The following is a 22,440-nucleotide window of genomic DNA, read 5'->3' as shown; positions in this document are numbered from 1 at the left end:
CCGCTTCGGACCTGGCTCAGCGGGCGTCGCAGGTCGCCTCATCACCGCTGCCCGAGCAATTCATGCCTGGAATCCGCGAGGCGGTTGGCGGCTGGCCATCGTCATCATTCCGCGTCCCCATCGGGTCGAGATCCTTCGGCTTGATCTCGACGGGCTGGATGGCGGGAATGCCGGGCTGCGGCTGGCTCATGGTTGCCCGGATGCGGTTTTCGCGGTCGCGCGCCTCCTGATCGGCGATCTGCCTGTTGCGGGCATCCCGCGCGGCCTGATCGCGATCGCGCTGCGCCTGCATGGCCTGCTGCTGCGCCTGCCATTGCGCCTGGCGATCCTGATCGGCGCTGCGGGCGGCCGAGGCGGTCGCCATGCATTGCGCCATCGCCTGCGAACCGGGAGCAAAACCCGAAGCAGCACAATTGCGATTGTCGACGGCGAGATTTTGACCGCGCTGTTCTTCCGCCGTCACACAACCGGCCAGGCAAAAGGCGAGGCCAACCAAGAAGAGACTTCTCATCGTCCTATCCAAAGGATCTTCAAGTGGATCGGCCTGTAAAACCGAAGCGAGGACACACCGGGACACAGGAAGTGTTTGGAATGCGGCCGAAATCTATCGCACTCCTGCGGTCTGTCAATATTCGTCGTGCGACCGCTAAAGCGTTTTGCGATTTGCCGGAATCGGCAAGAATCGCAAAGACGCGTCGAAACAAAGAGTTAGAGCAAAGCAGCGTTTGCGCCTGAACGCGCTTTGCTCTAGGGCATGCGACGAGAAGCCATCTTGCCCTCGGAGGAGGCGAGAATAGCTCCCGCCTTTCATCCGAGCCGTTTTCCGGTCACGCAAAGTAATCGCACCGCTTATTCGGCAGCAACCGCCATGCGGGGCTTCAGCCACAGGTCGAGGAAGCTGTGCAGCCATTGCTGCACGCTGTGATCATGCTGATGGCGGCCCCAAAGCTGGGTCTCGCGGTCCTGGGCGCCGGTGGCGCGCAGCTTCTCTTCGCTCTTGGCCGTCCAGCGGTTCATCATCAGATAGGTGACTTCCGGATGGAACTGGATGCCATAGGCGGCCCGCTCGCAGGCGAAGGCCTGGTTGGTGAAGGTCTCGCCCGTGGCAAGCAGGCGGGTGCCGCGCACATGCTCGAAGCCTTCCTTGTGCCAATGATAGACATGGCCGGGCCACTCCATCATGGCGTGGCCGTCCTGGGTCGCCTTGATCGGCCAATAGCCGATCTCCACCGCCCCGTCCTCACGGGGAGCCACCTTGCCGCCGAGATGGCGGGCCAGCATCTGGGCGCCGAGGCAGACGCCGAGGAAAGGCTTGTCCTCGCGCAGCGGCACGCCGATCCAGTCGATCTCGCGGCGGATCCAGGCTTCGTCATCATTCGCGCTCATCGGGCCGCCGAAGATCACCGCACCGTCGTGCTCGCCCATCGTCCTGGGCAGGGGATCGTCAAAACGGGGGCGCCGAATGTCGAGCTCATGTCCGCGCTCGATCAGGAGCCGGCCGATACGGCCCGGAGAAGAATGCTCCTGATGCAGAACGATGAGGATCTTCTTTCTCGTCACGATTCGCCCGTAAAACGATTTGGTAACTATAGTGTTACGCAAATGTTGTCGAAAAGTTAAGCGGGTGCGGTGATCAACCGCACAAGCCCGACGGACCAAGTCCGACTGATGAAGCCCGACTGACAACGAAGCAAAGCCTGTGCCAACTGCCGTGAAACGGGCGGGACAAGGCCAGCGTCGACGGCCGATCAGCCAATGCCGGGCGGGCCCCCATGCGCCGTTCCCGCGCCCTCCCGCCTGGGAGGCTGGGCCAGCAAGGTGAATTCCGCCACCGGCACGCCGTGGTCGCTCACCGTGCGGATATTGCGGTTGATGTCGGTCATATGGGTATCGACAACATGATCGTTATAGACCTGCAAATAGCGGAAATCGCCGATCTTGCTAGGGTTGCGGCTGTAGAATTCCTGGCTGAACAGGATGTGGTCGAGCACCTGGTAGTCGCCGAAATGGATGTGGGTGTAGAGCGTCGTACCCTTGATGTGGCTCGCCTGCTGGTCAGATGCCGCGTAAAGGTGCAGGTCCCAGAGCCGGCGGTTCTTGCGCTGCCAGTCGCCGGGATCGACCATCAGCGGCTTCAGGCTTTCGGGCAGGGGCTGCTCGCCGCGGATGAGTTCCGTGGTGGCGCTGGTGAGTTCGTCGTTGAGATCGCCGAGCACCATCACGGGCCGTGGCTCCGCGCCGCGCCCCTCCAGGTCGCGCGTCAGCATCACCCGAAGCGCCGCCGCCTCGGCCCCGCGCTGCACCAGCGCGCGCACCACCGCCAGCGCCCGCACCGCCGGGTCGCGCCTGTCCTCGTCCTCCAGCACCACCGGACGGCGCGATTTGAGATGCACGACATAGACGGCGAGCGGAACCCCGTTTGGCAAGGAGACCTCGACCCGCAGCACCGGCCGCTCGAAGAAGCCGATACCAACGGGCACGGCTTCCTGCCGGCCATTCGCGTCGCGGCGCACGGCAAAGCCATTGCCGAGGCCGGAGGGAAAAGCCCGGATCGATTCGGCCCGGATCACCGGCAGACGGCTGGCGAAGCCGACACGCGGGGCATTCAGGGCACCGTCGGGAGTCTTGGGGCCGTTGTCGTCGGCGAGTGGCGCGCAGACATAGGCGCCCCGGAGGCGCGGCGATTTCTCCACCGCATGGCGCAGGGCATCCTCGTGGAACACTTCCTGGAAGCCGGCGATATCCACCTGTCCGCGCTCCAGGAGGCCGCCGATGAAGCCGGTCTTGGCCTCGTATTCCCCCGGCGTATAGGGCGGCTGCTCATGAAAGAGCACACCGGGGCGGGCCAGGAGCTGGGTGTTGAAGGAAGCAACGCGCAGGAGGGAGATGGGCATCGAGGAAGTGACCTGGGAGCGCGGACATCCTGTCCGCTCTTGAAACACTAACGTCTTAGAGCCAGGCTGCGCGTTCGTTAAGGGGCGCTCCCCCTTCTTCAGCGGTATCGTTTCAAGAGCGGACAGGATGTCCGCGCTCCCAGGGTACTCCCAGCTAAGGCAACTCCCGCCTGTTCCGCATTGGCCTGCCCGGCGCCAGGGCCTGCGCGGCGTGCAGGATCCCGTTCGTATCGATGCCATGATGGCGGTAGAGGTCCTGGATCGTGCCCGTCTGGCCGAAATGCTCGACGCCGAGCGAGGTCACGCGCTGGCCGCGCACGCCACCGAGCCAGGCGAGCGTGGCAGGATGGCCGTCGACCACGGTAACGAGGCCGCAATCGCGCGAAAGCGGCGCGAACAAGCGCTCGATATGGCTCCTCGCGCTGAAATTGCCGCGCTGGCGGGCCCGTTCGGCGGCGGTCCAGCCGGCATTGAGGCGATCGGCCGAGGTGATCACCAGCAGGCCGGCGTCGCGGCGATCCTCGCTCATCAGCCCCATGGCCTCGATGGCCTCGACAGTCGGGGCGCCCATCACAGCCACCACGATCTCGGCATTGGGGCCGGGCTTGCGCATCCAATAGGCGCCGTTGACGATGTCGGCGGCAAGCTCCGGCGTCATTGCGCGCCGGGGCTGGTCGAGCGTGCGGGTGGAGAGGCGCAGATAGACAGAGCCACCGGTCTGGTCGCGCAGCCAGGTCGTCTCGTCGGGGTCCCCCTCCCCGTCGCGCTGCATGTAATCGAAGGCAAAGCGCATGATCACGGCGAGCTCGTCGACGAAGGCCGGCTCGAAGGCGGCGAGGCCATCCTGGGCGATGCCGATGAGAGGGGTGGCGATCGACTGATGCGCGCCGCCTTCCGGGGCCAGCGTCACGCCGGAAGGCGTCGCCACCACCATGAAGCGGGCATCCTGGTAGCAGGCATAGTTGAGCGCATCGAGACCGCGCTGGATGAAAGGGTCGTAGAGCGTGCCGATCGGCAGCAGGCGCTCGCCATTGATGGAATGGGAGAGGCCGAGCGCCGAGAGCAGGATGAACAGGTTCATCTCGGCAATGCCGAGCTCGATATGCTGGCCCTTGGGCGAGAACTCCCAGGTGAAGGTGGAGGGGATCTTCTCCTTTTTGAAGGTGTCCGCCAACTCTTCGCGAGCGAACAGACCGCGCCGGTTCACCCAGCCGCCGAGATTGGTGGAAACCGTCACGTCCGGCGCCGTGGTGACAATCCGCTCGGCCACCGGCAGGTCGGTGGCGGCAAGATCGTTCAGGATGACGCCGAAACCCTGTTGCGTCGACATCGCGGCGGCGGCGCGGTAGGGCAGCGCCTCCGGCACCTCCACCTTGGCGGCGGCCAGGCGCCGGCGTCCCTTCTGGACGAAGGGCACCTTGTCGAGCGCCGCCTGCATAGTCTCGGGTGGCAGATCCAGCCCTTCGAACTTGTCCCACTCATGGCCGGGTCGGATGCCCATCGCCTTCTGCCAGACCTCCATCTGCGTCGGCGTCATCAGGCCGGCATGATTGTCCTTGTGGCCCTGGAAAGGCAGCCCGAAGCCCTTCACCGTATAGGCGATGAAACAGGTCGGCCGATCATGCGCGGCAGCGGCCTCGAAGGCCTCCAGCAGGCTCGGCATGTCATGGCCGGCGAGATTGGTCATCAGCCGCGCCAGCTCCTCGTCGGAGCGGGCCTCGATCATCTCAGCCACCCGCCCCTGGTCGCCGATGGCATCCATCAGGTGCCGGCGCCAGGCAGAGCCGCCCTGGTAGCACAGCGCGGCGTAAAGCTGGTTGGGGCAGCTGTCGATCCAGCGGCGCAACGCCTCGCCACCCGGCTCGGCGAAGGCGGCCTCGAGGAGCTTGCCATATTTGAGGATGACGACATCCCAGCCGAAATTGCGGAAGATCGACTCGAAGCGCTCCCACAGCCCCTCGCGCACCACCGCGTCGAGGGACTGCCGGTTGTAGTCGACGATCCACCAGACATTGCGGATGCCCTGCTTCCAGCCCTCCAGCAGCGCCTCGAAGATGTTGCCCTCGTCCATCTCGGCATCGCCGACCAGGGAGATCATGCGCCCTTCCGGCCAGTCATTTCCCGTGCCTGCGCCCCAGCCCTTGGCCTTCACATAGTCCTGGACCAAGGCCGAGAAGAGCGTCTGCGCGACGCCGAGACCGACGGAGCCGGTGGAGAAATCGACATCGTCGACATCCTTGGTGCGCGAGGGATAGCTCTGGGCGCCCTTGAAGCCACGAAAATTCTGCAGCTTTTCGAGACTCTGCAGGCCGAAGAGATAGTTGAGCGCATGGAAGATCGGCGAGGCATGCGGCTTCACCGCCACCCTGTCCTGCGGACGCAGGGTGGCGCCGTAAAGCGCGATCATGATCGTTGCCAGCGAGGCGGAAGAGGCCTGGTGACCGCCGACCTTGAGCCCGTCCTCCTTGGCGCGCAGATGATTGGCGTTGTGGATCATCCAGGAGGAGAGCCAGAGCGCCTTGCGTTCAAGGGCGGCGAGGAAAGGCAGGCGGGAGTCGGCCATGGCAAGGGGTTCCGGGCGTGAGTCCGCCGAGGATAGCAGAAAGACGCCGGCGATTTTGGTCAATCTTGCAGGATTGTAATTTCCAATTTGGCGATTATCGCTTGGAAAGAGAGAATTCCTGCGTAATATGATCGCGACGCTGACGCTCTGGGATCGCAGGCTTCCAGCCTGCATCTTCCTTTCCAGGTGGTGATACGGTTCAAGAGGCAGGCTGGAAGCCTGCGATCCCAGGGAAGTCCATGCCCCTCGATGCCATCGACCACAAGATCCTGCGCCTGCTCCAGGAGGACGGCCGCATCACCGTGCAGGCGCTGGCGGAGCAGGTCGGTCTTTCCCATTCACCTTGCCTGCGCCGGGTGCGGCAGCTGGAGGAAAGCGGCGTCATCCGCGGCTATGTCGCAGTGGTCGAGCAGAAGGAAGTCGGCCTACCGGTCAGCGTCTTCATCTCGATCAAGCTCGAGCGCCAGGTCGAGGAATATCTCGACCGCTTCGACGCCGCCATCGTGCAATGGCCCGAGGTGCTGGAATGCTATCTGATGACGGGAACGCGCGACTATCTCCTGCGCGTGGTCTGCGCCGATCTCGCCGCCTATGAGCGCTTCATCAAGGACAAGCTCACCCGGCTCGACGGCATCGCCTCGATCGAATCGAGCTTCGCGCTGGCGCAGGTGAAATATACGAACGTGCTGCCGATCAAGTGAGGGGCGGAGGCCGCCCCGTCCTATCCTGGCTGGCCGCAGTTCCATATCGGTCTGAAGAACCTGATCGAGAAGTCGAGAAAAGCTAGTCGCGCGTTCGTCATTGCGACACCTATTCAGCTTCGCCACTCTTTTTCAGTCAGGCCCGCCCAACCGCCCCCAATTCACCCCGTCCGTCCCTCCAGCAATTCGATATAGCGCGCCGCCGACTCGCCGAGCACGGCATGGGCGTTCGCCAGCACATTCTGCCCGAAAAAGGCGCCGTAGATCCGCTCGAACGGCCGGGCCGACACCCGCTCCATCAGCCTCCTGATCTCGGCGGCCGGCAGCGGCATCATGTTGGGATAGCTCCACATGAAGGAGATGCGATGGGCGCCGGGCGTGACCTGCAGGATATCGCCGGCGAGTAACACGCCCCGTTTATCGGCCCCGTCAGCCCAATGCAGCACCGTACCGCCGGGAAAATGCCCGCCGCCGCGCACCAGGGTGATGCCCGGCCACAGTTCCAGCGCATCGCCCTCCCACAGACGGATGGCAGGATCGGGCCGCATGATCCACTGGCGGTCGGCCGCATGCAAATGGATGGGCGCACCGAAGGCGGCGGCCCAATCCTGCATCGTCGAGTAGTAATGCGGATGAGAGATGGCGATGGCGCTCAGGCCCCCGAGGCTCTCGACCAGCGCCTTGGTGGCGCCGTCGAGCAGGGCGATGCAATCCCACAGCACATTGCCGCCCGGCGTCCGCAACAGGAAGGCACGCTGGTTGATGGCAAAGGCGGGCATCGTCTGGAGACTGTAGAGACCGAGCTCGTGTTGCTGCCAGGCATTGCGATGAACAGGCACCAGCGTTTCGCGCGCCAGCCACTCCTGCCCGCCCGCCGGAATATATTGCCGCTCGTCCTCGCAGATCGGGCATCCCGCGGGCGGTTGGGGAGCGTCCGGATAGGAGGTGCCGCAGGCCTTGCAGAGAAATACCGTCATCATCCTTGCTCCTGATAGCGGTTAAGGCAACATGATACACGATAGGGGCTGAGGGAAAGGACCTTCGGGAATTTCAAGAGAACGGGAGCTATCGCGCCATCGCCGCCGAGACCGCCAGCATCAGCCAGGCAAGGATGGAGACGGTGCCGCCGGTCGGTGCGGCCATCGGGAAGAGGTGGCCTTCGGTGATGGCGTGAAGCGCCACATCGGCCGAAAAGAGCGCAACGGCGCCCGCCAGCACGAAGGCCGCGGGGCGGGCCACGAAGTCGCGCAGCAGGCCGAGTCGGATGGCGGCGGCCACGCCCAGCAGCACCGGCGCATGGGCGAGCACCATCACGGCGGCGTAATTGATTTCCGGCCAGCGGCCATGGGCGGCGAGCGCCATCAGCACGATGCCGGCGGCGCCGAACAGGCAGCCGAGCACCGCGAGAATACGGTCGGCGATCATGGCTTCAGGCCGCCGCGCTCCACCAGGATTTGGGCGATGGTGGCGCGCAGTTCGTCCATGCCGGTACCTTCGCGGCTCGAAGTGACGATCAGCTCGGGGAAGGCGGCGGGGCGGCGGGAGATCTTCTCCCTGGTCTCGGCAACCCGCTTTTCAAGGTCGGCCTTCTTCACCTCGTCCGCCTTGGTCAGCACGATCTGGTAGACCACGGCCGCCTGGTCGAGCGTCTTCAGCACGGCATCGTCGGTGGTCTTGAGGCCGTGCCGGGCATCGATCAGCACGAAGACGCGAGCGAGATTCACCCGTCCGCGCAGATAGTCATGGATCAGCCTGGTCCAGGCCTTGACCTTGGAATCACTCACCTTCGCATAGCCATAGCCGGGCATGTCGACCAGGGTCAGCGGCGCATTTGCCGAGAAGAAGATCAGTTCCTGCGTACGGCCCGGCGTATGCGAGGTGCGCGCCAGAGCATTGCGGTTGGTCAGCGCGTTGATCAGGCTCGACTTGCCGACATTGGAGCGCCCGGCTAGGGCGATCTCCACCCCCTCGGGCAGCGGCAGGGCTTCCAGCGTATTGCTCGCATGTCGGAAATCCCAGCTCGCGGCGAAGAGCTTCTTGCCGGCCGCTGCATAGTCCACGGCCTCAGGCATCTACGCGGGATCCGTCAGGGGTCTTTTTTTTTATGAAGATCGACTTGAGGTTGTCCCACAATTCGATCTTGGCGCCGTTTTTCTTCATGATCAGGGTCTGCTGCAGGATCGAGAGCGAGTTGTTCCAGCAATAGTAGATCACCAGGCCGGCCGGGAAGGCCGCGAGCATATAGGTGAAGACGATCGGCATGTAGCGGAACATCATGGCCTGGGTCGGATCCGGCGGGGCCGGGTTGAGCTGCATCTGGATGAACATGGTGCAACCCATCAGGATCACCCAGAAGCCGACCATCAGCTGCGCCGGCGGCGACCACGGAACCAGGCCGAATAGGTTGAAGATCGTGGTCGGATCGGGCGCCGAAAGATCATGAATCCAGCCAAAGAAGGGCGCCTGGCGCATTTCGATGGTGACGAACAGCACCTTATAGAGCGCGAAGAACACCGGGATCTGGAAGAGCATGGGCAGGCAACCCGACAATGGGTTGATCTTCTGCTCCTTGTACAGCGCCATCGTGGCCTGCTGCTGCTTCATCTTGTCGTCCGGGAACTGGTCCTTGATCTTCTGCATCTCCGGCTGGACCTTCTTCATCTTCGACATCGACTCATAGGAGCGATTGGCGAGCGGGAAGAAGAACAGCTTGAGGATGACGGTGGTGCCGAGGATGGCCAGGCCGAAATTGCCGAACAGATGGAAGAGGATCTCGATCAGACGGAAGAGCGGCTTGGTGATGAACCACAGATAGCCCCAGTCGATCAGGTAGGAGAGGTTATCCACCTTCGTCTTCTCGTCGTAATACGAGAGCGTGGCGACTTCCTTGGCGCCGGAGAACAGACCGGTGCTCACCTCATAGGTGGAACCGGGCGCCACCGTCTGTTCCGGCCGCAACATGCTGGCGACATAGGTCTGCACACCGTTGACCGTGCCGACCTCGAACTTGCCGTCGAAGGTTGCGGTCGGATCCGGCACCAAGGCATTGGCCCAGTATTTGTCGGTGAAGCCGAGCCAGCCGGTGGCATTGGCATGATCGACCGGTTTTTCGGGATCGAGGCTCTTATAGGTCGTCTCGACCTGTGTGCCGCTAAAGCGGCCGATCAGGCCCTCATGCAGCACCGAATAGCCACCCACCGTCGGTGTACCGATACGGGCGATGTAGGAGGTCTGGGCCAACTGGACCGGCGCGGTGCCCTTGTTCTCCACGCTGTCCTTGATGGTGAACAAGAAGCCGCCGATCGGCTTGGCACCGCTGCCCTGCTCGTCCTTCGGCAGGTTCTGGCGCGGCAGGTCGAGAGCGGTCGCAGGCAGTTCATCGCCGGCCTCCGGCACGAGCCAGCCGGTCTGGGACCTGTCCGTGTCGATCGAAATGGTGCGATGGAAGACGAGGCCCTGGCCATTGTCCCAGTCGAGCTGCACGGGCGAGGTCGAGGACAAGGGCGCAGTGGATTTGGCGGTCCACACCGTGTCGAGGCCGGGGACCTTCAGATTGGCGCCGGGCGCGGTCTTCCAGCCGGAATAGGTGAAATAGGGGCCGTGATTCTCGACGATGGTGTGATGATCGGCGGCCTGGATCGGCGTGCCGCGCGGCGAGAACAGCTTCACATTCGGCGAGTTGGGATCGAGCGTCTCGCGATAGCCGCGCAGGGCAAGGTCGTCGATCAGGCCGCCGGTAAGGTTGATCGAACCGATCAGGCGCTGCGAATCGATCTGCACGCGCTGCGAAGCCTCCACCGCCGCGTCGCGGCTGCCGAACTGCTGCTGGCCCGAGGTAACGCCCGGCACATTCGAGCCGCTGCCGGTGGCCGGCGCAGCCGCCTGCGGTTGCTGCGGCTGGGCGGCCTGCTGTTGTTGCTGGATCTGCTGTTGCTGCTGGGCCGCCAGTTCCTGCCGGCGCTGCATGGGCTGGCCGATGAAATATTCCCAGACCGCGACCACCACCAGCGTCAGGAAGATCGCCAGAACGAGGTTCTTGGTGTCTACATTCTTCATCGTGCAGCCTCATCGGCCGAGCGCCGCGGCTTGCGGGCGCCCTGGCGCTCCGCATGCACACGGCCGAACGCCGCTATCATTTCGTCAACGATCGTCGCAAAAGACGCGCCGAGAGCGGAGTGCCGCCCCACGACGACATAATCATGGCCATCGCGCGCGTGAAGCGCGCCAGAGAGCCGCACCGCCTCGCGCAGGCGCCGGCGGATCCGGTTGCGCTCGACGGCGCCGCCTTCCTTCTTGGTCACGGTAAAGCCGACTCGCGGCTCATCGCTCTGCGGTCCCGCGGCCTCGGACAGGCCCGGCTGGCCACCTTCCCGGCGGCGCGCCTGCAAAGACAATGTCGCAGCATTTGCCCTGCGGCCATCGCGGACGAACAGAAAGTCCCGGCGCTTGAGCAGTCGCTGCATCGATGAATGCTCGGGTTGTCGAGCGCAATGACAGGCCATCATTGCGCCATGCCCGGTCGCCTCAGGCGGACAGGCGCTTGCGGCCGTGGGCGCGGCGGGCAGCGAGAACCTTGCGGCCGGCCTTGGTGCCGAGACGGGCGCGGAAGCCGTGGCGACGCTTGCGGACAAGCTTGGAGGGTTGATAGGTACGTTTCACGGGTCGTTCTCCGCAGTCGCGGCCGGATGCCGATCGAGTTAATGGGAACAGCGCCTAACCTGCAACAGCAAAAACGCGCCCCGGCCATCGCCCTGGGTGCGTCCCGGCCCGAGGGCGACGCCAAATTCGCCGTGCTTATGAGGTAAGCCAGACGGGAAGTCAATCAGGAGTCTCGCCGAAAGAGCGGGAATGCGAAGGGTTCGTGACACCTGGGGCGCATCCCTGGGAGCGCGTCACTGGGAGCGCGGACATCCTGTCCGCTCTTGAAACGGCTCGACCGCCGGCAAAGACGAAGCCAGTTATTAAGGCTGAGGCCTAAAAAGGTCGAGCTCTGCAACAATGGCCTGCCTCATCCTAATGCTCCATCGTTTCAAGAGCGGACAGGATGTCCGCGCTCCCAAGAAAGCTCCCAGCGCTACGTCCCCCTCGGCTTTACTCTCGTCGTCGGCGTCGCGGCGGCCGGATCCTCCGGCCAGGGGTGACGGGGGTAGCGCCCCTTCATCTCCACCCGCACGGCGGCGTAGGAGCCCTTCCAGAAGCCTGGCAGGTCCTTGGTCACCTGCACCGGGCGATGGGCGGGCGAGAGCAGATTGAGGGTCAGCGGGACGCGCCCACCGGCGATGGCGGGGTGTTTGGCCAGGCCGAACAATTCCTGCACCCGCACCGAGATGGCCGGGCCGCCCTCCGCCTCATAGTCGATGGCAAGATTGGAGCCGGTCGGCGCCTCAAAGAAGGCCGGCGCCTCGGCGTCGAGGCGGCGTCTTTCGCTCCACGGCAAGAGGCCCGAAAGGGCACTGTCCAGCATATCCGGCGTGATGGCGGAGAGCCCGCGCACGCCCTGGAGGACCGGCGCGAGCCACTCCTCCGCACTGGCGGCCAGGGCCTCATCGGAAAGGTCGGGCCAGCCCGGCGAGCCGCTAGTGCGCAGGAAGGCCACGCGGTCACGCAGCTGGCGTTGCGCCTTGCTCCAGGGCAGACGATCGATGCCGCTCTGGGCAAGGCCGCGGGCGAGAAGCACCGCCGCCTCGCCATCGAGTGGCAGGGCGGCGGTGGATTCCTGCAGTACAAGGCGGCGGTAACGGCGGAGAGAGCGGGCCTTGAGGCTGGCGGTGGCGGAATCATACCCGGTTGTCACCGTTTCGCTGACGCCATGCAGCGCGTCGATTTCCTCCAGCGCGATCGGGGCGGCGAGCAGGATGCGGCTCGCCCCGGCGCTGCCCGCAATCTCGGCGATGGCGAGGAAGGGCTCGCGCGCCAGCCGGTCATGCGATTCCAGCCGCGCCGCGCGGCCGTTCTCCATGGTGAAGCTCCCGGGCTGGCCGCGCGCCACCGCCACCCGGTCCGGAAAGGCGAGCGCGAGCACGGCGCCGGCGCGGGCCGGATCGGTCTCCCTTGCCTCGCCCGAGACCGCCTTCACCCAGCCGCGTGCCAGGCGCCTCATATCCTGCGAGCGGCCACCGCGATCGCGCCGGAAGCGCTCGATGCGTTCGACGAGATCGGTGCCATCCCCGCCCAGTCCGCGCTCGGAAAGCACGGCGGCGATCTCGGCCGCCAGCATGGCCTCGCCGGTCTCAGTGGCCGCCACGATCATGCGCGCCAGCCGGGGCGGCAGCGCAAGAGCCGAGAGCTGCCGGCCCATATCGGTGAGGCGGCCGGCGTCATCCAGCGCCTCGATGGCGGTGAGCAGCGCCCGCGCCTCGGTGAGCGCCGGCTTCGGGGGCGGATCGAGCCAGGAGAGAGTCAGCGGATCGCCGACGCCCCAGGCGGCGCAGTCGAGCAGCAGCGGGCTGAGATCGGCGGCCAGGATCTCGGGCTTGGCGAAGGCCTCGAAGGCGCCGGTCGCTGCCTCCTCCCAGAGGCGGTAGCAGGTGCCGGGTTCGGTGCGTCCGGCGCGGCCACGGCGCTGATCGGCGCTGGCGCGCGAGACACGCACGGTTTCGAGCCGGGTGAGGCCGAGATCGGGCTCATAGCGCGGCACGCGGGCGAGGCCGGCATCGACGACCACGCGCACGCCCTCGATGGTGAGGCTGGTCTCGGCGATGGAGGTGGCGAGGACGACCTTGCGGCGCCCGGCCGGCGCGGGAGCCACCGCCCTGTCCTGATCGCGCGCATCCAAGGCGCCGTAGAGCGGGGCGATATCGACATCCTCGCCGAGGCTCTTCTCGCCGAGCAGGCGGGCGACGCGGATGATCTCCCCCTGCCCCGGCAGGAAGACCAGGATGGAACCCCGCTCGGCGCGCAGGGCCCGCATCACCGCCTCGCCCACCACCTCGTCGATTCGCTGGCGGGAGTCGCGGCCGAGATAATGCGTTGTCACCGGAAAGGCGCGGCCGGCGCTTTCGATCACCGGCGCCCCGCCGATCAGGCCGGCGACGCGTCCCCCGTCGATGGTGGCGGACATCGGCAGGATGCGCAGGTCTTCGCGCAGGCCCGCCTGCGCGTCGAGCGCGAAGGCGAGGCCCTCGTCGGCATCGAGCGAGCGTTCGTGGAATTCGTCGAACAGCACGGCGGCGATGCCTGTCAGGCCGGGATCGTCGAGAATCATGCGCGCGAACACGCCCTCGGTGACCACCTCGATGCGCGTCCTCGCCGAGATGCGCGATTCCAGCCTCACCCTGAGGCCGACGGTGGCGCCGACCGGCTCGCCCAGCGTCGAGGCCATGCGCGCGGCGGCGGCCCGGGCAGCGAGGCGCCGCGGCTCCAGCACGACGATCTTGCCGCCCTTCGTCCAGGCCTCGTCGAGCAAGACGAGGGGCACGCGCGTGGTCTTGCCGGCACCCGGCGGGGCCACGAGCACCGCATTCGGGCGCGTTTCAAGGGCGGCGAGCAGGGCCGGCAGGGCCTCGTCGATGGGCAAGGGCTGGTCGAAGGAACGCATCGCGCCGATGTGGCCCATCATGCTGGCAAGCGCAATGGGCAAGCGCCTCCGGCTGCGCCCCGAATAAGGCTCTGGGATTGGTTCGCAGATCTTTAGCCGCGTACGATTTTAACCATAGTGTGACTTTTTCGTCATGGACGCTCCGGGAGGCTTCCTCCATAGCTACAGCGTGTTGTGTTGAGGACGAGGCGATGGAACGGCGCGCCTATGAAGCTCCGCTCGATCCCGCGCTCGCGGTTTCGGGCCTACTCACCCGGCTGGGCTTGTTCCTGCTGGTGATCTTCGCGCCTCTCCTCGCGATGTTCTCCCGCCATGCCGTGGCGATCATCGTGCCGATCGCCACCGCCCTGCTCATCCTGGCCGCCGCCCTCGACGGCCGCCTGCCGACGGCCCTGCGCCGGCTCAGCCGCTCCTTGCTTTCCTATGAGACGCTGGCGCTCTTCCTTCTGATGATCTGGGCAGCGGTCACCATCTTCTGGACGCCGCGGCCTTCGGCTGCAGCCGGTCAATTGCCCGGCGTCCTGCTCGTCGTGTTGCTGTTCGCCGTCACCATCTCCTGCCTGAAGGCGAATGTACGCTTCAGCGACGTCAACCTCATTCCGATCGGTGTCTCCATTGCCGCGGTGGCGCTGGCGCTGGAATTCCTGCCCTTTTCGCCGCTACGGGACATCGGTGAAGTCGGCAGCGAGGATGTCGAAAGCGTGCGCGCCGCCATGCTGCTGGCGCTGCTGATCTGGCCGGCGGTCGGCGCCGTGCTGGCGCGCGGACGCAGCTGGCAAGCCGTGCTAATGTGCCTGGTGACGATCCTCGCCTTGTGGCTGGTGCATAATCTGGTGGTGCTCGCCGCCTTCATCACCGGCATCCTGGTGATGATGGTGGCGCTTTGGCGCCCGCGCCTCGCCGCCCGCCTCGTCGGCATCGGCGCACTGGCCCTGCTGGTCCTGGCGCCTCTCATCGGCTGGCTTATGGCCCGCTATGGCGGCTTCCTGCTGCCGGCCGAGGGCGACCATCTCGTCGCCATCTGGCGCGACGTGACCTACAGCCTGCCGACCCATCTGATCGCCGGCTACGGCTTCGACGCCAGCTCCGCCCTCACCCGCGGCGTCGGTGGCCAGATCCTCACGTCGCCCCGCAACGCCGCCCTGCAGATCTGGCTGGAGCTCGGCGCCGTCGGCGTCATCCTGGCGGGCATCGCGGTCTGGTTCACCTTCCGCGGCATGGACCGGGACGACGACCGCTCGACGCCGGCGGCGCTGGCGGTCTGCGCCACCGCCCTGGTGGAGATGTTCGCGGGGCTGGCCGCCTGGCAGACCTGGTGGCTTATGGCGCTCGGCCTCACCACCGTCTCGCTCGCCTTCCTCGCCCGTCTCGGCGCCCGCCGCCGGCGGGATTGAAAGGGCTCACTGGGCGGGCGTGGGGATCAGCCCCTTGAGGTTGGCGAGCGCGGCGTCGAGCGTCGCGTCACGCTTGGCAAAGCAGAGCCTGATCACCGAGGTCACGGCATGCTCGGCATAGAAGGCCGAAACCGGGATGGCAGCCACCTTGCGCTCCCGGACGAGGCGCTGGCAGAAGCTCACATCGCCCTCCTCGATGCCACTGGCGGCGAGATCGATGTTGAGGAAATAGGTCGCCTCGCTGGGCAGCGTGACAAAGCCGAGATCGGCAAGGCCGGCGGCGAAGCGATCGCGCGAGCGCTGGAAGTCGGCTCGCATGCCGGTGAAATAAGCGTCGTCCTTGCCGAGGCCATAGGCAACCGCCGCCTGCAGGTTCGGCGGCGTGGTGAAGGTAAAGAACTGGTGCGCCTTGGCAATCACCCTGAGAATATCGGGCGCCGCCATCACGAAGCCGACCTTCCAGCCGGTGAGCGAGAAGATCTTGCCGGCCGAGCCGATCTTGACGGTGCGCTCGCGCATGCCCTCGAAACTCATCAGGGGCCGGTGCCGGCGGCCGTCGAACATCACATGCTCCCAGACCTCGTCGCAGATGGCGATGGCATCGTGGCGCACGCAGAACTCGGCGAGCAGCGCCTGGTCCCCGTCCGAGAAGCGCACGGCGGCCGGGTTGAGCGGATTGTTGAACAGCACCGCGCGCGTCCTGGGCGTGAAGGCCTCCTCCAGCGCCTCGCGGGTCAGGCGCCAATGGGGCGGCTGCAGCGTGACGAAGCGCGGCACGCCGCCGGCCCGCAGCACCAGCGGTAGATAGGCGTCATACATCGGCTGGAGCAGGACGACCTCGTCCCCCGGCGAGACCACCGCCATCAGCGCGTCGGTGATGGCCTCGGTGGCGCCCGAGGTGATCATGATCTCGCTGTCGGCATCGAGCGCAAGGCCCTGGAAGCGCTGGTAATGCGCCGCCACCGCCTGGCGCAGCTCCGGCAGGCCAAGCATGGGCGGATACTGGTTCCAGCCGGAGACCACCGCCTCCGCCGCCTTCTGCCTGACATCCTCGGGGCCAGCCCCATCCGGGAAGCCCTGGCCGAGATTGATGGCATCATGCTCGCGGGCAAGCCGCGACATGGTCTCGAAGACGCTGGTCTTGAGGTCGGCGAAGATTCTGTTCATGGGGGCGCTGCGTCTCCCGGCGGCCGGCTTTCCTCGTACGTCAGGCGCGCGCGCTTGCGCAAGGTGTGTGCTGAGGCAATGGGCGCGGGAGCCTCCCCCACGAAGCTGGGGGTATCCGTGACAACTTCGCGTGCGAAGTTGTCACTGGGCATTGCGAAGCAATGACGGAGGGGGTGTGGGCGGGGTGAGGCAGAGGAAATGTCAGCCGAGTGTGGTGTTTCCCTTGTTCAATTCTGACCACACCCCCTCCGACCTCACTTCGTTCGGCCACCTCCCCCAGCTTCGTGGGGGAGGCTACCCGCGCCCTACTTTTTGCCTCTTGCCTCTCTCCTCAATTGCCCATCAGGCTCTTGGCGTTGTCCGGCGTGATCGCCGTCGTCGCCACCGTCACGTTCGGCGGCACTTCGGTGGCGCAATCGAGCAGGATGGACTTGGCCATCTCGATCGCTTCCTTGGCGCCGGTGGGATAGGTGAAGGTCGCCGCCCATTCGCCTTCGGCCACGGCGCGGATGCCACCGGCGGGGCCAGGCAGGCCGTCGGTGCCGATGATCTTGATCTGGCCTTCCTTGCCCGCGCCCTTGGCGGCGAGGCGGGCGCCGGCCGCCATCATGTCATTGCTGGCATAGACCATCTTGATGTCGGGATGGGCCTGCAGCATGGCGGCGAAGGCGGTCTGCGCTTTGTCCGGCAGCCAGTCGGCAGCCTGCTCGGCCACCACCTCGATCTTGCTGTTGCCCTTCACGCCATCCTTGAAGCCGTTGAGACGCTCGACAGCGGGGGTCGAGCTCGGCAGGCCCTCCAGCACGGCGACCTGGCCGCCATCCGGCAGGAGCTTGTCGGCCGTGTATTTGCCGGCCTCCAAGGCGATCTTGTAATTGTCGCCGCCGATGAAGGCCGTGTAGTCCTTGCCGGGATCGCCCACCGTCTTGCGGTCGAGCTCGATGACGGGGATGCCCGCCTTTATGGCGCGCTGCACCGCCGGCGTCAGGGGCGAGGCCTCGAAGGGCGAGATCAGGAGAAGATCGACCTTCTGGGTGATGAAATTGTCGACCTGCGAGGTCTGCGTGTTCACATTGCCGGCGCCGTCGGCGATCTGCAGCGTGAATTGCGGCGCCGCCTTGGCTGCGGCCGTCAGCTCGTCATTGACATGCTGGCGATAGGGCTCGGCATTGTTGGCCTGCGAGAAGCCGATGACGAACTCGCCGTTTTTCGCGCAAGCCTTGACCAGCGGATCGGCGGCATAGGCGGCTCCCGACAAGGCGACGAGCGCGCCTGCCATCAGCGCGCATGAGGCGGCCCTCGTCAGGCCGGTTCTGCGTGTTGCCTTCATACTGTTTCCTCCTGTTATATCGTGTTGACTATCGAGTGGACCATCTTCCCAAATTCGCCTTTGCCTTCAACGCATCAGGCCCTCGCGGCGACGGACGAGGGACTGAAGCACGGCCGCCAGCACGATGATCGCCGCGGTGGCGAGCAGTTGCATGGCGGGGGTGATGTTGTTGAGCTGGAGCACATTGGCGAGCGCGCCGAGCATGATGGTGCCGGCCACCGTGCCGACCAGCGAGCCCGAGCCGCCGAACAGGCTGGTGCCGCCGATCACCACGGCGGCGATGGCGGTCAGCTCATAGCCGGCGCCGTCATTGGCGCTGCCGAAGTTGAACTGCCCGGCATGCACGATGCCCGCCAGCGCCGAGGCGAAGCCGGTGATGGCGTAGACGGCGATCTTCACGCCCGAAACCGGCGCGCCGGAGAGCCGCGCCGCTCGCTCATTGCCGCCGACGGCAAAGACGTAGCGCCCGAAGCGCGTGGTGTTGAGCACCACCGTGGCGATCGCCGCGAACACCACGAAGACGATGGTGGCGACCGGCACGACATTGTTGAACAGGCGGTCGCCCAGGATCGAGAACACCGGCGGCGCCAGGCCCGGCCCGTCGCCATAGGAAATGTTGATATACTGGTTGCCCGAGACCACGAGAGCGAGGCCGCGCGCCGCCTGCAGGCCGGCGAGCGTGACGATGAAGGCCTCGAGGCGGAAGCGCGTCGAGATGGCGCCTTGGATGGCGCCGAAGGCGATGCCCATCGCCAGCACCAGCAGGATGGCCGGCACCAGGCCGAAGCCGGAGTTGATCATCATCGTGGCGGTCACCACGCTGGAGAGGCCCAGCAGGGCGCCGACCGAGAGGTCGATGCCGGCGGTGATGATCACGAAGGTCATGCCGATGGCGATGATGCCGGTCTCCGACACGGCACGCACGATATTGGCGATGTTGTCGGGGGCGAGGAAGAGGATCTGGCCGTGGCGGCGCGGCGAGAAGATGATGCCGCCGATCACCACCAGGATCAGGCCGATCAGGCTCTGGAAGCGCACGACCAGCGCCAGGGGATCGCGCTTGCTGGCTGGCGCCGTGGTCTGGCCGGGCTGGGCGGGAGCTGATGCTTTGGCGTCGGTCATCTCAATTCCCTGCATTCGCCGCGGCAAGCACGGTGTGTTCGTCGACGGAACCCTTGAACTCGGCGACATCGCGCCCTTGCCTGAGCACGATGATGCGGTCGCACAGGCCGATCAGCTCCGGCATTTCGCTGGAGGCGACGAGGATGCCGAGCCCCTGGCGGGCGAGATCGCGCAAGCGGGCATAGATCTCGCCCTTGGCGCCGACATCGACGCCGCGCGTCGGCTCGTCGAGCAGCAGCAGGCGCGGCTCGCCGAGGATCTCCTTGGCCAGCACCACCTTCTGCTGGTTGCCGCCCGACAGCGCGCCGACAGCGATATCCGGGTTGCGCGGCCTGATGTCGAACTGGCCGAACGCCTTCAGCACGGCCACCGCCTCGCGCGCCGCCGAGGAAAAGCCGTTGGGGGACACGCGCTTGAGGATCGACATCACGAGGTTGCGCCCCACGCCCATGCGCAGCATCAGCCCGCTGCCGCGCCGGTCGTCGGTGACGAAGGCGATGCCGGCGCGGCGCGCGGCGCGGATCGAGTCGAGCTTCACCGCGCGGCCCTCGATCTCGACGGTGCCTTCCCAGCGCCCGGCAAGCCCGGTGCCGTAGAGGGCGGAGAGCAGCTCCGTACGCCCGGCGCCCATCAGGCCGGCGAGGCCGACGATCTCGCCCCGATGCACATCCAGCGACAGGCCCGACGGCACCTGCCAGCCGGCACGCTGGCGCTTCGGACGGAAACTGGCGTTTTCAAGATGGAGAAGCCGGGGGCCCACCGCGGCGCTGCGCGGGGGATAGAGTTCGTCGAGCGGGCGGCCGACCAGCAGCCGCACGAGTTCGGACTGCGGCGCATCGGCCGCCGTCGTCCCGGCAACCAGGCCGTCTCGCATCACCGTGACGCGATCGGCGATTTGCGGCACTTCCTCCAGCCGGTGCGAGATATAGACGATGCCGACGCCGCTGGCGCTCAGCCGGCGCATGATGGCGAACAGGCGCTCGACCTCGCCCGCCGTGAGGGCCGCCGTCGGCTCGTCCATGATCAGCACGCGCGAGGCATAGGACAGCGCCTTGACGATGGCGACCACCTGGCGCTGGCCGATGGAAAGATCGCCCACCTTCCGCTCGGCGTCGATGTCGACGTCGATATCGGCAAGGCGGCGCCGGGCCTCATCCCGCATGGCCGCCCTGTCGAGGAAACCGCCGGGCCTTACGATCTCGCGCCCCAGGAAGAGATTGGCGGCGACATCGAGGCCGGGCACCAGGTCGAGTTCCTGGAAGATGGTGGCGATGCCGGCCGCCTGCGCCTCGCGGGGGCTGGCGAACTGCACCAGCTTGCCGTCGATCGCCATGCTGCCGCTATCGGGCGCATGCACGCCCGCCAATACGCCCATCAGGGTGGATTTGCCGGCCCCGTTCTCGCCCAGCAGCGCATGGATCTCGCCGGCCCGCAGCTCAAAATCGACGCCGCGCAGGGCCTGAGCGCCTCCGAAATGCTTGGTGACAGCAGTCATGGTCAGCAACGGCGTGCTCACTCATCCCCCCATACACGACACAGCTATAAGATCGCGGCCAGAGCCACGGCATGGTCAAGTCAGGTCTGATAGCTGCACACAAGCATCCGGAACTATTGGCTCCGGAAAGCTGCTCTATCCTTGGGCTGGTTTATTAATTAAGTGTCGTTGACATTATCTCTGTTTTACACCACTCCGCGCCGCGCACAATCTATTTTTTATCCGTCGGCTGCGTGGAAGTGGGGCGATCGCAGGGCGATCGGATGAAGAGCGGAAAGTCATCCCGGATCTGCGATGCGGCGTGCAATGCCGCTTCGCAGATCCGGGATCGCAAGCAGAAAAGGCGCTTTCTCCTCGCGCGATCCCCGGACCAAACAATCGTTTGGTCTGACTGCACCGCACCACTGCGTGGCTCAGTGCGCACGGGATGACCATAAAAGCCTTCATCCAATTGCCATGGGTTCAGGCCGTCGAGGAATTGCCCTTCGCGTTCCGCCCGCCGGTGCAGGCGATGCGTGCCGGGCCCGCGTGATCGAGCGGGCCATGATGCCGGGTGTGCGGCACCTTATCTTCAGCCGGGTCTCGCAGTCGGATCAGGGCTCGCTCGGTTGCGGCTGGTTGACGACGCCGCCCGTGGAGCCGCCACGCTCGTGCGTGGGTGGGCTTATCGCCGAAGCCCCCAAGGCCCTGTCACGTCCGCCGATGTCGCCTCGGGCGAGAGTGCAGGGTCCGGCAAAGAAACGCTGCCAGAACGTCTTGCCTTCCTGGCCGGCACAGCAGCCCTGCCACGCCTCGGTGCCCGGGCCACTGCAATTGCGCAACAGCCGGGCCGTCGCCGGCGCGGTGGAAAATATCGACGCCGATAGCAGGACGATGACGGCCATAACCACCAAGCGTATCGCGGCCCGCTCCGCCATGTTTGAACCTCCCGGGTTCGAGGTCCTCTTTGGTGCTCTTACGTCAGCATAACGCAACTGGAGGCCTGTCCGCAACTTTAGCGCGAGATAAAATCCGGAGCCGGAGACGCCAATTACGCTCGGAAAACAGGCATGGCGAGACCGCTCGTGACGGCACGCGCGTCCGAGCCTTGGCGGCGCACCCGAGGATAGGCCGGGAAGCGCGCGGTGCGCTCCCGGAAGCAGGCATTTGCGTTTTCCAACCGACCTCCTAGATAGAGACCAGCATGAGTGAGGTCTCCATGAATTTCGACAACCAGTCCGGCCCGTACAGCTCCGGCCAAGACAGCGGGCCCCGTTCGCCCTTCCACGCCACCACCATCCTGATGGTCCGCAAGGGCGGCAAGGTAGTGATCGGGGGCGACGGGCAGGTCAGCCTCGGGCAGACGGTGATCAAGGGCAATGCGCGCAAGGTGCGCCGGCTTGGCAAGGGCGACGTCATTGCCGGCTTTGCCGGCGCCACGGCCGATGCCTTCACGCTGTTCGAGCGGCTCGAGGCCAAGCTCGAGCAATATCCCGGCCAGCTCACCCGGGCCTGCGTGGAGCTCGCCAAGGACTGGCGCACCGACCGCTATCTGCGCCGGCTGGAGGCCATGATGCTGGTGGCGGACAAGCAGGTCGGCCTGGTGCTCACCGGCACCGGCGACGTGCTCGATCCGGAAGGCGGGGTGATGGCCATCGGTTCGGGCGGCAATTATGCCCTCGCCGCGGCCCGCGCGCTGGTCGATACCGATGCGGATGCCGAAGCGATCGTGCGCAAGGCCATGGCGATCGCGGCAGATATTTGTGTCTATACCAATCATAATCTGGTGATCGAGAGCATCGATCTCTGATAGAAGTCGGCCATACGCAACGAAAAGGTGGTGGCGCTGCTCATGTCTTTTGCCAGAACGTCCTTCGCAAAAATCAGCATTCCCCTCGTCTTCGCCGCCTTCGCCCTGGCGAGCTGCGCGCAGGACAAGCAGGAGAGCTTTCCCACCACCAACCCGTTCCAGAAGAAGTGCGAGGCCAAGGGCGTGGCTGCGGGCAGCGATGCCATGGTGACCTGCATACGGCATGAAGGTGCGCTCAGCATGGGCAGCGAAACCTGCAGCCGCAAGGGCATGAAGGCCGGCACGCCGAAGGGTGATGCCTGCATCAAGACCGAGTCCGACTATGTCGAGGCCGAGTCGGCCTGCCAGGCCGCGGGCCGGGTCTCCAGCCAGGCGGACTACGACGCCTGCGTCGCCGAGAGGGCGCCCGAGGCCGCGGCGATCAAGGAAGGCAAGAGGAAGAGCTGAG

At 65.8% G+C, this 22,440-nt stretch carries 20 protein-coding genes; 4 read left to right on the top strand and 16 right to left on the bottom strand.

Annotation, left to right across the window (positions count from 1 at the left end; genetic code table 11):
• Nucleotides 1-16: 16 nt before the first annotated feature.
• The 4 genes from QQL24_RS26335 to QQL24_RS26320 all read right to left on the bottom strand — a co-directional run bounded on the left by QQL24_RS26335 (nucleotide 17) and on the right by QQL24_RS26320 (nucleotide 5,457).
• Entirely contained in the window at nucleotides 17-511 is a 495-nt protein-coding gene (locus QQL24_RS26335) for a hypothetical protein (RefSeq protein WP_284315271.1), read from the bottom strand.
• 338 nt (nucleotides 512-849) lie between these two features.
• Nucleotides 850-1,560 (bottom strand): glutamine amidotransferase, encoded by a 711-nt coding sequence (locus QQL24_RS26330; RefSeq protein WP_284315270.1) that lies wholly within the window; start codon nucleotides 1,558-1,560, stop codon nucleotides 850-852.
• Nucleotides 1,561-1,748: 188 nt separating this feature from the next.
• Complete coding sequence (locus QQL24_RS26325; protein ID WP_284315269.1) at nucleotides 1,749-2,894, bottom strand: endonuclease/exonuclease/phosphatase family protein; 1,146 nt, start codon at nucleotides 2,892-2,894, stop codon at nucleotides 1,749-1,751.
• A gap of 154 nt (nucleotides 2,895-3,048) precedes the next feature.
• Entirely contained in the window at nucleotides 3,049-5,457 is a 2,409-nt protein-coding gene (locus tag QQL24_RS26320) for a transketolase (protein WP_284315268.1), read from the bottom strand.
• Between the two features lie 239 nt (nucleotides 5,458-5,696).
• On the opposite strand from QQL24_RS26320, the gene QQL24_RS26315 reads away from it, so the two are divergent.
• On the top strand, nucleotides 5,697-6,158 hold the full coding sequence (locus QQL24_RS26315) for an Lrp/AsnC family transcriptional regulator (protein ID WP_284315267.1): 462 nt from the start codon (nucleotides 5,697-5,699) through the stop codon (nucleotides 6,156-6,158).
• A 161-nt stretch (nucleotides 6,159-6,319) separates the two neighbouring features.
• Here the strand turns inward: QQL24_RS26315 and QQL24_RS26310 are convergent, their stop codons facing one another.
• The 7 genes from QQL24_RS26310 to hrpB form a co-directional block, all read right to left on the bottom strand.
• Nucleotides 6,320-7,135: an MBL fold metallo-hydrolase gene (locus QQL24_RS26310; protein WP_284315329.1), complete on the bottom strand. Its 816-nt coding sequence runs from the start codon at nucleotides 7,133-7,135 to the stop codon at nucleotides 6,320-6,322.
• An 88-nt stretch (nucleotides 7,136-7,223) separates the two neighbouring features.
• The gene (locus QQL24_RS26305) at nucleotides 7,224-7,583 is read right to left on the bottom strand and encodes a DUF423 domain-containing protein (RefSeq protein WP_284315266.1); all 360 of its coding nucleotides are present in this window, start codon (nucleotides 7,581-7,583) and stop codon (nucleotides 7,224-7,226) included.
• Nucleotides 7,580-8,230 (bottom strand): ribosome biogenesis GTP-binding protein YihA/YsxC, encoded by a 651-nt coding sequence (yihA, locus tag QQL24_RS26300; protein ID WP_284315265.1) that lies wholly within the window; start codon nucleotides 8,228-8,230, stop codon nucleotides 7,580-7,582. The genes QQL24_RS26305 and yihA overlap by 4 nt, the downstream gene beginning before the upstream one ends.
• Nucleotides 8,223-10,214, bottom strand: a complete 1,992-nt coding sequence (gene yidC / locus QQL24_RS26295; protein WP_284315264.1) for a membrane protein insertase YidC — start codon at nucleotides 10,212-10,214, stop codon at nucleotides 8,223-8,225. The genes yihA and yidC overlap by 8 nt, the downstream gene beginning before the upstream one ends.
• Nucleotides 10,211-10,621: a ribonuclease P protein component gene (gene rnpA, locus QQL24_RS26290; RefSeq protein ID WP_284315263.1), complete on the bottom strand. Its 411-nt coding sequence runs from the start codon at nucleotides 10,619-10,621 to the stop codon at nucleotides 10,211-10,213. Before rnpA ends, yidC begins: the two co-directional genes overlap by 4 nt.
• Nucleotides 10,622-10,682: 61 nt before the next feature.
• The gene (gene rpmH / locus QQL24_RS26285; protein ID WP_082980037.1) at nucleotides 10,683-10,817 is read right to left on the bottom strand and encodes a 50S ribosomal protein L34; all 135 of its coding nucleotides are present in this window, start codon (nucleotides 10,815-10,817) and stop codon (nucleotides 10,683-10,685) included.
• Nucleotides 10,818-11,232: 415 nt separating this feature from the next.
• Nucleotides 11,233-13,695 (bottom strand): ATP-dependent helicase HrpB, encoded by a 2,463-nt coding sequence (gene hrpB, locus QQL24_RS26280; RefSeq protein ID WP_284315328.1) that lies wholly within the window; start codon nucleotides 13,693-13,695, stop codon nucleotides 11,233-11,235.
• A gap of 191 nt (nucleotides 13,696-13,886) precedes the next feature.
• Here hrpB and QQL24_RS26275 point away from each other — a divergent pair, with 191 nt between their 5' ends.
• Complete coding sequence (locus QQL24_RS26275; protein ID WP_284315262.1) at nucleotides 13,887-15,089, top strand: hypothetical protein; 1,203 nt, start codon at nucleotides 13,887-13,889, stop codon at nucleotides 15,087-15,089.
• A gap of 6 nt (nucleotides 15,090-15,095) precedes the next feature.
• On the opposite strand, the gene QQL24_RS26270 is transcribed toward QQL24_RS26275, so the two are convergent.
• The 5 genes from QQL24_RS26270 to QQL24_RS26250 all read right to left on the bottom strand — a co-directional run bounded on the left by QQL24_RS26270 (nucleotide 15,096) and on the right by QQL24_RS26250 (nucleotide 21,093).
• Nucleotides 15,096-16,256 carry an aminotransferase gene (locus QQL24_RS26270; protein ID WP_284315261.1) on the bottom strand — a complete coding sequence of 387 codons (1,161 nt, stop codon included), beginning with the start codon at nucleotides 16,254-16,256 and terminating at the stop codon, nucleotides 15,096-15,098.
• Nucleotides 16,257-16,587: 331 nt separating this feature from the next.
• Nucleotides 16,588-17,586: a substrate-binding domain-containing protein gene (locus QQL24_RS26265; RefSeq protein WP_284315260.1), complete on the bottom strand. Its 999-nt coding sequence runs from the start codon at nucleotides 17,584-17,586 to the stop codon at nucleotides 16,588-16,590.
• A 66-nt stretch (nucleotides 17,587-17,652) separates the two neighbouring features.
• A complete protein-coding gene (locus QQL24_RS26260; protein ID WP_284315259.1) occupies nucleotides 17,653-18,708 on the bottom strand; it encodes an ABC transporter permease in 1,056 nt (351 codons plus the stop codon).
• Nucleotide 18,709: 1 nt separating this feature from the next.
• Nucleotides 18,710-20,224 carry a sugar ABC transporter ATP-binding protein gene (locus QQL24_RS26255; protein WP_284315258.1) on the bottom strand — a complete coding sequence of 505 codons (1,515 nt, stop codon included), beginning with the start codon at nucleotides 20,222-20,224 and terminating at the stop codon, nucleotides 18,710-18,712.
• A gap of 572 nt (nucleotides 20,225-20,796) precedes the next feature.
• Nucleotides 20,797-21,093 carry a hypothetical protein gene (locus QQL24_RS26250; protein WP_284315257.1) on the bottom strand — a complete coding sequence of 99 codons (297 nt, stop codon included), beginning with the start codon at nucleotides 21,091-21,093 and terminating at the stop codon, nucleotides 20,797-20,799.
• A gap of 293 nt (nucleotides 21,094-21,386) precedes the next feature.
• Here QQL24_RS26250 and hslV point away from each other — a divergent pair, with 293 nt between their 5' ends.
• Together hslV and QQL24_RS26240 are read left to right on the top strand one after the other, a co-directional pair.
• Entirely contained in the window at nucleotides 21,387-21,992 is a 606-nt protein-coding gene (gene hslV, locus QQL24_RS26245; protein WP_284315256.1) for an ATP-dependent protease subunit HslV, read from the top strand.
• Nucleotides 21,993-22,034: 42 nt separating this feature from the next.
• Nucleotides 22,035-22,439: a hypothetical protein gene (locus tag QQL24_RS26240; protein ID WP_284315255.1), complete on the top strand. Its 405-nt coding sequence runs from the start codon at nucleotides 22,035-22,037 to the stop codon at nucleotides 22,437-22,439.
• Nucleotide 22,440: the final 1 nt, after the last annotated feature.

The sequence above is a fragment of the Labrys miyagiensis genome, from assembly GCF_030160835.1.
GTDB classification, from domain to species: Bacteria; Pseudomonadota; Alphaproteobacteria; order Rhizobiales; family Labraceae; genus Labrys; species Labrys miyagiensis.
This window is presented reverse-complemented; position numbering and strand designations above follow the sequence as displayed.

Bases quoted from the DNA above. Each gene is read 5' to 3' on its own strand.
- QQL24_RS26335 (WP_284315271.1), bottom strand. From the start codon at position 511: ATGAGAAGTCTCTTCTTGGTTGGCCTCGCCTTTTGCCTGGCCGGTTGT.
- QQL24_RS26325 (WP_284315269.1), bottom strand. From the start codon at position 2,894: ATGCCCATCTCCCTCCTGCGCGTTGCTTCCTTCAACACCCAGCTCCTG.
- QQL24_RS26320 (WP_284315268.1), bottom strand. From the start codon at position 5,457: ATGGCCGACTCCCGCCTGCCTTTCCTCGCCGCCCTTGAACGCAAGGCG.
- QQL24_RS26315 (WP_284315267.1), top strand. From the start codon at position 5,697: ATGCCCCTCGATGCCATCGACCACAAGATCCTGCGCCTGCTCCAGGAG.
- QQL24_RS26310 (WP_284315329.1), bottom strand. From the start codon at position 7,135: ATGACGGTATTTCTCTGCAAGGCCTGCGGCACCTCCTATCCGGACGCT.
- QQL24_RS26305 (WP_284315266.1), bottom strand. From the start codon at position 7,583: ATGATCGCCGACCGTATTCTCGCGGTGCTCGGCTGCCTGTTCGGCGCC.
- yihA (WP_284315265.1), bottom strand. From the start codon at position 8,230: ATGCCTGAGGCCGTGGACTATGCAGCGGCCGGCAAGAAGCTCTTCGCC.
- yidC (WP_284315264.1), bottom strand. From the start codon at position 10,214: ATGAAGAATGTAGACACCAAGAACCTCGTTCTGGCGATCTTCCTGACG.
- rnpA (WP_284315263.1), bottom strand. From the start codon at position 10,621: ATGCAGCGACTGCTCAAGCGCCGGGACTTTCTGTTCGTCCGCGATGGC.
- hrpB (WP_284315328.1), bottom strand. From the start codon at position 13,695: ATGCGTTCCTTCGACCAGCCCTTGCCCATCGACGAGGCCCTGCCGGCC.
- QQL24_RS26275 (WP_284315262.1), top strand. From the start codon at position 13,887: ATGGAACGGCGCGCCTATGAAGCTCCGCTCGATCCCGCGCTCGCGGTT.
- QQL24_RS26270 (WP_284315261.1), bottom strand. From the start codon at position 16,256: ATGAACAGAATCTTCGCCGACCTCAAGACCAGCGTCTTCGAGACCATG.
- QQL24_RS26265 (WP_284315260.1), bottom strand. From the start codon at position 17,586: ATGAAGGCAACACGCAGAACCGGCCTGACGAGGGCCGCCTCATGCGCG.
- QQL24_RS26260 (WP_284315259.1), bottom strand. From the start codon at position 18,708: ATGACCGACGCCAAAGCATCAGCTCCCGCCCAGCCCGGCCAGACCACG.
- hslV (WP_284315256.1), top strand. From the start codon at position 21,387: ATGAGTGAGGTCTCCATGAATTTCGACAACCAGTCCGGCCCGTACAGC.
- QQL24_RS26240 (WP_284315255.1), top strand. From the start codon at position 22,035: ATGTCTTTTGCCAGAACGTCCTTCGCAAAAATCAGCATTCCCCTCGTC.